At 75.4% G+C, this 6,837-nt stretch carries 6 protein-coding genes; 1 reads left to right on the plus strand and 5 read right to left on the minus strand.

What is annotated here, in order from left to right; genetic code table 11:
* Positions 1–528: 528 nt before the first annotated feature.
* From ACH5AR_RS33685 to ACH5AR_RS33705, 5 genes are all read right to left on the minus strand, one after another.
* The gene (locus ACH5AR_RS33685; protein ID WP_396305337.1) at positions 529–954 is read right to left on the minus strand and encodes a VOC family protein; all 426 of its coding nucleotides are present in this window, start codon (positions 952–954) and stop codon (positions 529–531) included.
* An 89-nt stretch (positions 955–1,043) separates the two neighbouring features.
* Positions 1,044–1,778 (minus strand): tyrosine-protein phosphatase, encoded by a 735-nt coding sequence (locus ACH5AR_RS33690; protein ID WP_396305338.1) that lies wholly within the window; start codon positions 1,776–1,778, stop codon positions 1,044–1,046.
* A 9-nt stretch (positions 1,779–1,787) separates the two neighbouring features.
* The gene (locus tag ACH5AR_RS33695; RefSeq protein WP_396305339.1) at positions 1,788–2,441 is read right to left on the minus strand and encodes a TetR/AcrR family transcriptional regulator; all 654 of its coding nucleotides are present in this window, start codon (positions 2,439–2,441) and stop codon (positions 1,788–1,790) included.
* 151 nt (positions 2,442–2,592) lie between these two features.
* Positions 2,593–3,492 (minus strand): aminoglycoside phosphotransferase family protein, encoded by a 900-nt coding sequence (locus ACH5AR_RS33700; protein ID WP_396305340.1) that lies wholly within the window; start codon positions 3,490–3,492, stop codon positions 2,593–2,595.
* 134 nt (positions 3,493–3,626) lie between these two features.
* Positions 3,627–4,019: a PPOX class F420-dependent oxidoreductase gene (locus tag ACH5AR_RS33705; RefSeq protein ID WP_396305341.1), complete on the minus strand. Its 393-nt coding sequence runs from the start codon at positions 4,017–4,019 to the stop codon at positions 3,627–3,629.
* Positions 4,020–4,203: 184 nt separating this feature from the next.
* Here ACH5AR_RS33705 and ACH5AR_RS33710 point away from each other — a divergent pair, with 184 nt between their 5' ends.
* Positions 4,204–6,642, plus strand: coding sequence for a Tex family protein (locus ACH5AR_RS33710; RefSeq protein ID WP_396305342.1), 2,439 nt, complete (start codon positions 4,204–4,206; stop codon positions 6,640–6,642).
* Positions 6,643–6,837: the final 195 nt, after the last annotated feature.

Consider the following 6,837-nt stretch of genomic DNA (forward strand, 5'->3'; position numbering starts at 1 on the left):
GTGCCGGTTCACCCGGCGGGCTGGTGCGGCTGGACGGCGAGGAGTTCGTTCCCGTGCGGGTCACCGCCGCCGTCTCGGCCCGTTCCGGGGAGTGGCCGCACGGCCCGCTCCGGGCGCGGTGGCGTGGGCTTTCGCCGGGGTGGCTGGGGTTCGGTGTCCTGGATCGGCGCTGGTGTTCCTTGGCGTGTCCGGGGGAGGGATGCGATGCGTTCGGGCCGCAGCCGCGTCAGGGCTCGTCCGGGCTCGTGCGGGTTACCGCTGCCGTCTCGGCTCGCTCCGGGGAGTAGCCGCACGGCCCGCCCCGGGCGCGGTGGCGTGGGCCTTCGTCGGGGTGGCCGGGGTTCGGTGTCCTGGATCGTCGCTGGTGTTCCTTGGCGTGTCCGGGGGAGGGGTGCGATGCGTTCGGGCCGCAGTCGGGTCCGGGCGCGTCCGGGATCGTGCGGTGTCCCCCGCTGCCGTCTCGGCCCGTTCCGGGGAGTAGTCGCACGGCCCGCCCTGGCGTCGGCCCGGCCGCCCTCCGGTGCCGGTTCACCCGGCGGGCTCGTGCAGCTGGACGGCGACGAGTTCGTTCCCGTACAGGTCCGCCAGGTGGAGCGAGCGGCTGTCCCCGTCCTCCCGTTCGTCCCAGGTGCGCACCCCGTGGGCGTGCAGGCGGGCGCGGACGGCGTCCAGGTCGGGGGCGTACAGGACGAGCAGCGGCTGGGCGCCGGCCTGGCGGCCGACCAGGGCGCGGTCGGGCCCGTCGGCGGCGGGCATCAGCCAGAGGCCGACCCCGGCCTGGCCGGGGAGGCCGACGTGCAGGAAGCGGTAGCCGTCGGCGGCGGTCCGGTCGTGGAGCACCCGGAAGCCGAGGACGTCGCGGTAGAAGGACAGGGCGGCGTCCTGGTCGGCCACCAGGACCACCACCCGGCCCAGGCCGGAGAAGAGCCGGGGCGTGTCGTCGTGCGTGGTCATGCCCGCACCGTACGCCGGGCCACCGACACCGGCCGGGGCGTCCGGCTTCCGGGCGCGGCAGCCGGACGGCGGTCGGCGGTCGGCGCGGCTCAGCCGGTCAGCAGGCGGGCGCGCAGGGCGTCGATCTGCTCCCGGTCGATGCCGAGGGCGCCGGTGAGGTAGGCCTCGACGGAGCCGTGGCGCTCGGCGAGGTCGGCCAGGGCGAGCCGGATGACGGCCTCCGGGGCGCGCCCGTAGCCAGGCCAGCGCAGGGTGCGGCCGGGGTGGGCGGCGTGCCACTCGGCGACGAAGTGCGCGGTGGCGAGCTCGGTGAGCGCGAAGTCGGCGGCGATGTCGTCCTCGCCGACGCCCAGCAGGGTGAGCAGCAGGGCGGCGACCAGCCCGGTGCGGTCCTTGCCGGAGGCGCAGTGGAAGACGACCGGGGCCTCGGCGGCGGTGATCACGTCCAAGACCTGCCGGATCTCCTTCACCCCGTCCTCGGCGACCTCGCCGAAGCGGTCGGCGAGGTATCGCCACGGGTCGAGCGCGGGGTCGATCTCGGCCTGGTCGTACGGGCGGTGCTCGATCGAGAGGTTGTGGTACTCCAGGCCCTCGAAGGCGGGCACCCGGCCCTTGGCGGCGATCTCCCAGGGGTAGCGGAGGTCGATCACGGTCCGGACGCCGAGGGCGCGCAGCCGGTCGAGGTCCTCGGGGGTGCGGAGCTTGCCGAGCGAGTCGGAGCGGTGGACCAGCCCCCAGCGGACGGTCCTCCCGCCGGCGGCCGGGTAGCCGCCCAGGTCGCGGAAGTTGTGCAGGGCGTCGAAGGTGTGGTGGCGCGTCGTCATGCGCGCACCCTACTCAGCGGTGGAACCGCCTCCGCTGGCCGGCCGGTAGCCGTGGGAGAGCAGGGCGAAGGCGCGGGTGGCGGCCTCGGCGGCCTCGGCGTGGAGGTCGTCGGCGGTGGAACCGTCCCGCAGGCGCCGCCAGTTGTGCAGGGCGAGGACGCGCTGGGTGGCGGTGACCTGGGCGGCGAGCAGGTCGGCGGTGAGGTCCCGCGGTGCAGGCAGGTCGCCGGCCTCGCGCAGCGCCGCGGCCAGCGACCGCTCGGCGCGGGCCACGTACGCGCCGACCCGGTCGGCCAGGCTGGGGGTGCCGTGGACGAGGGCGGTGAAGGCGAGCACCGCGGGGTGGTCGTTGAGGCCGGTGACCGGGTCGCGCCCGGCGAGGCCGGCCAGGAAGTCCCGCAGCAGCGCGTCGAGCACCGGCTCGCCGGGCGGCCGGGTGCGGACCACCTCGGCGGCCTGCTCCTGGTGGTCGGCGAAGCGGTGCACGACCAGGTCCTCCTTGCTGGGGAAGTAGGAGAACAGCGTCGGCTTGGAGACCTCGGCGGCCGCCGCGACCTCGGCCACCGACACCTGGTCGAAGCCGCGCTCCAGGAACAGCGCGATGGCCGCCTCGGAGATGGCCTGCCGGGTCCGCTCCTTCTTCCGTTCCCGCAGTCCGCTCATGCGGCGAGGCTAGCAGCCGGGATTGACCGGGGCAGGTTTCTGACCGGGTAGGGCGGCTGGGGCCGGGAGGACGGGGCCGCGTCCGGCGCCGGCCCCCGCCGGCTCCCGGCGGCTCGACCGGCCGACGGCGGCGGCCGGTTCGCGTGAGCGCCTACACGCTGCGGTCCGCGAGGACCTCCCGGACGACGCGGCGGGCGTTGGCCGTCAGCGCCTGGTCGGTGTGGCGGTAGTACGGGATCGCCACCAGCGCCAGGGAGAAGGCCCAGGCACGGCCGCGGGCCCACATGGCCTCGTCCGCGTGCAGGGCGGCGCGGAAGGCGGGGCGGGCGGAGGCGGGCAGCAGGTTCCAGGCGGCGATCAGGTCGGCGGAGGGGTCGCCGACGCCCATCAGGGCGAAGTCGATGACGGCGGCGAGCCGGCCGGTGCCGGTGAGCAGCAGGTTGCCGGGGGTGAGGTCGCCGTGCAGCCAGACCGGCAGTCCGGCGTACTCGGGCAGCCGGAGGGCCTTGTCCCACAGGGCCGTCGCGGCCGCCGCGTCGACGGTGCCGGCGAGCTGGGCGATGGCCGCGCGGGTGGCGCCGTCCCGGGAGGCGAGCGGGACGCTGCGCTGGGAGGCCGGGGCGCCGGTCGGGTCGGCGGCGCGCAGTGCCCTGACGAAGCCGGCCAGGTCGTGGGCCAGCGGGCCGGGTGCGGCCAGCGCGCCGGCCACCGGGTTGGTGCCGTCCAGCCAGCGCAGCACCGACCACTCCCACGGGTAGCCGGCCGCGGGCCGGCCGACCGCGAGCGGAGCGGGTACGGGCACCGGCAGCCGCGGTGCCAGCCGGGACAGCCACTGCTGCTCGCGCCGCAGGCCCGTGGCGGCCCACCCCACCCGGGGCAGCCGGACGGCGAGTTCGGGCCCGAGCCGGAACATCGCGTTGTCCGCCCCGGAGGCGGCGGCGGGGGTGACGGGGAGGTGCTCCCACTGCGGGAACTGGGCGGCGATCAGCCGCCGGACCAGGGCCGCGTCGACCACCGGTCCGTCGGTGTGGATCCGGGTGGCAGCGCACATGCCCGGCAGCGTACAGCTCCGGTCGTCACCGTTCAGGTGGATTCCCGAACTGCTCACAGTCCGGCGGCTGTTCGAAGCGGAACGCACGATGTCGGTCACCCGCGCGTCATCCGGCGAAGGTCACCCGGCGAAGCTCACCCGAACGTGACCCGCACCCCGATGGTGCCGCCCTTGCCGAAGCGCAGCACGTTGGCGGTCAGCGCCACCGCGCACAGCAGGCCGTACTTGCGCCGCAGCAGCCTGCGGTAGGCGGGCGCCCGGGCCGGGTCCAGCACCGCGGTGGCCTGCACCTGGGCGCCGAGCAGGTTCCCGCGGATGTCGCTCGGCCCGACCAGCACGTCCGAACGGTTGCGCAGGCGCTTGACCTTGCCCGTCTTCGTGACGGTGGTGAACACCAGCGCGTCACCGTCGCGGGCGACCCACACCGGGGTGGCGACCGGAGTGCCGTTCCTCCGGTACGTGGTGAACAGCAGGTACTTGGCGGCGGCGAGCCGCTCCAACTCGGCGGCGGCATCCAGAGTGTCCATGCCCGCCAGCCTAGGAAGCCGCGCCTGGGCCCCGCTTGAGCCCGGCTGGGGCCCGCGGGGGGCGCGCGCCACGCCCGGCGGCCCCGGGGGCGGCCGGGCGGCGTCGTCGGCACCTGCCAGAATGCAGGGCGTACGGCGCAAGCACTGATGGAGAAGGTGACCGGCTTCGTGACCACGCCAGTCGGTGGCCCGGCAGGCCCAGCAGGCGATCGAGCGGCAGATCGCCGAGGAGCTGGGCGTCCGCGAGGGGCAGGTGAAGGCGGCCGTCGACCTGCTCGACGGCGGCGCGACCGTGCCCTTCGTGGCCCGCTACCGCAAGGAGGTCACCGGCTCCCTCGACGACGCCCAGCTGCGTGCCCTGGAGGAGCGGCTGCGCTACCTGCGCGAGCTGGAGGAGCGCCGGGCGGCCGTCCTGGAGTCGATCGAGGCCCAGGGCAAGCTGGACGACGCGCTGCGCGCCCGGGTGCTCGCCGCCGACTCCAAGGCCCGCCTGGAGGACATCTACCTGCCGTTCAAGCCCAAGCGGCGCACCAAGGCGCAGATCGCCCGCGAGGCCGGCCTGGAGCCGCTCGCGGACACCCTGCTCGCCGACCCGTCCCAGGACCCGGCCGCGCTGGCCGCCGGGTACCTCAACGAGTCGGTGGCGGACACCGCCGCGGCCCTGGAGGGTGCCCGGGCGATCCTGGTGGAGCGCTTCGGCGAGGACGCCGACCTGGTCGGCTCGCTGCGCGAGCGGATGTGGAGCCGCGGCCGACTGGTCGCGAAGGTCCGCGACGGCAAGGAGGGCGAAGGCGCCAAGTTCGCCGACTACTTCGACTTCGCCGAGCCGTACACCAAGCTCCCCTCGCACCGCATCCTGGCGATGCTGCGCGGCGAGAAGGAGGAGGTGCTCGACCTCGAACTCTCGCCCTACGACGGTGAGTCCGAGGGGGACCTGCCCGGGGAGAACGACTACGAGCAGCGGATCGCCGCCCGTTTCGGCATCGCCGACCGCGGCCGCCCGGCCGACAAGTGGCTCACCGACACCGTCCGCTGGGCCTGGCGCACCCGGGTGCTGGTCCGGCTCGGCATCGACCTGCGGGCCCGGCTGCGCGCCGAGGCCGAGGAGGAGGCGGTGCGGGTCTTCGCCGCCAACCTGCGCGACCTGCTGCTCGCCGCCCCGGCCGGCACCCGCGCCACCATGGGCCTGGACCCGGGCTTCCGCACCGGGGTGAAGGTCGCCGTGGTGGACGCCACCGGCAAGGTCGTCGCGTACGACACGATCTACCCGCACCAGCCCGCCAACAAGTGGGACGCGGCCCTGGCCACCCTGGCCGCCCTGGCGAAGAAGCACGATGTGGACCTGGTCGCGATCGGCAACGGCACCGCCTCCCGGGAGACGGACAAGCTCGCCGAGGACTTGCTCAGGCGCCACCCCGAGCTGAAGCTCACCAAGGCGATGGTCAGCGAGGCCGGCGCCTCGGTCTACTCGGCCTCCGCGTTCGCCTCGCAGGAGCTGCCGGACCTGGACGTGTCGATCCGCGGCGCGGTCTCGATCGCCCGCCGGCTCCAGGACCCGCTGGCCGAACTGGTCAAGATCGACCCCAAGTCGATCGGGGTCGGCCAGTACCAGCACGACCTGAGCGAGGTGAAGCTCTCCCGCTCGCTGGACGCCGTGGTCGAGGACTGCGTGAACGCCGTCGGCGTGGACGTCAACACCGCCTCGGCGCCGCTGCTCACCCGGGTCTCCGGGATCACCGGCACGCTGGCGGACAACATCGTGGCGCACCGCGACGCCAACGGCCCGTTCCGCACCCGCAAGCAGCTCAAGGACGTCGCCCGGCTCGGCCCCAAGGCCTTCGAGCAGTGCGCCGGCTTCCTGCGCATCCCCGGCGGCGAGGACCCGCTGGACGCCTCCAGCGTGCACCCCGAGGCCTACCCGGTGGTGCGCCGCATCCTGGCCGCGACCGGCGGGGAGCTGTGCGAGCTGATCGGCAACGGCGAGCGGCTGCGGGCGCTGCGCCCGGCGGACTTCGCCGACGACACGTTCGGCGTCCCGACCGTCACCGACATCCTCGGCGAGCTGGACAAGCCGGGCCGCGACCCGCGCCCGGCCTTCCGCACCGCGACCTTCAAGGAGGGCGTCGACAAGATCGGCGACCTGGAGGTCGGCATGGTGCTGGAGGGTGTGGTCACCAACGTCGCGGCCTTCGGCGCCTTCGTGGACGTGGGCGTCCACCAGGACGGGCTGGTGCACGTCTCGGCGCTGTCGCGGAACTTCGTCAGGGACCCGCGCGAGGTGGTCAAGCCGGGCGACATCGTCAAGGTCCGGGTGCTCTCGGTGGACGTGCCGCGCAAGCGGATCGGGCTGACCCTGCGGCTGGACGACGAGGTCGGGCGCGAGCGCGGCGGGGACCGCGGCGACCGCGGCGACCGCGGCGACCGCCAGGCCCGCCCGCCGCGCCAGGAGCGCCGGAGCGCGGGCCAGGGCGGTCAGGGCGGCCGCGGCGGCCAGGACCGGCGCGGCGGCGAGCGCGGCGGCTCCGGCGGCGGTGCGCCCGCCAACAGCGCCATGGCGGACGCGCTGCGCCGCGCGGGCCTGACCGGCGGCGGCGAGGGCGACCGGCGCTCCGGGCGGCGCTGACCGGGCCGGACGCGGCCCGGCGCCGACGGCCCCGGCGCCGCCGGGCGTGGCGGCGGGCGGGGTGCGCACCCCGCCCGCGGCTCGTCCGTCGGCCCGTCCGCCTCAGAAAGTGTTGGGTTAACAGATGACTACTGGTTGTTGAGGTCGTCGGCGAGGCGGCGGGCTGCTTCGGTCTCGATGGGGCCGTGCGGTTCG

The organism is Kitasatospora sp. NPDC018619, assembly GCF_044391605.1.
GTDB lineage: Bacteria > Actinomycetota > Actinomycetes > Streptomycetales > Streptomycetaceae > Kitasatospora.

What these genes read in the sequence shown, in the direction of transcription:
- ACH5AR_RS33685 (WP_396305337.1), bottom strand. Translation starts at nt 954, where the DNA reads ATGACCACGCACGACGACACGCCCCGGCTCTTCTCCGGCCTGGGCCGG.
- ACH5AR_RS33690 (WP_396305338.1), bottom strand. Translation starts at nt 1,778, where the DNA reads ATGACGACGCGCCACCACACCTTCGACGCCCTGCACAACTTCCGCGAC.
- ACH5AR_RS33695 (WP_396305339.1), bottom strand. Translation starts at nt 2,441, where the DNA reads ATGAGCGGACTGCGGGAACGGAAGAAGGAGCGGACCCGGCAGGCCATC.
- ACH5AR_RS33700 (WP_396305340.1), bottom strand. Translation starts at nt 3,492, where the DNA reads ATGTGCGCTGCCACCCGGATCCACACCGACGGACCGGTGGTCGACGCG.
- ACH5AR_RS33705 (WP_396305341.1), bottom strand. Translation starts at nt 4,019, where the DNA reads ATGGACACTCTGGATGCCGCCGCCGAGTTGGAGCGGCTCGCCGCCGCC.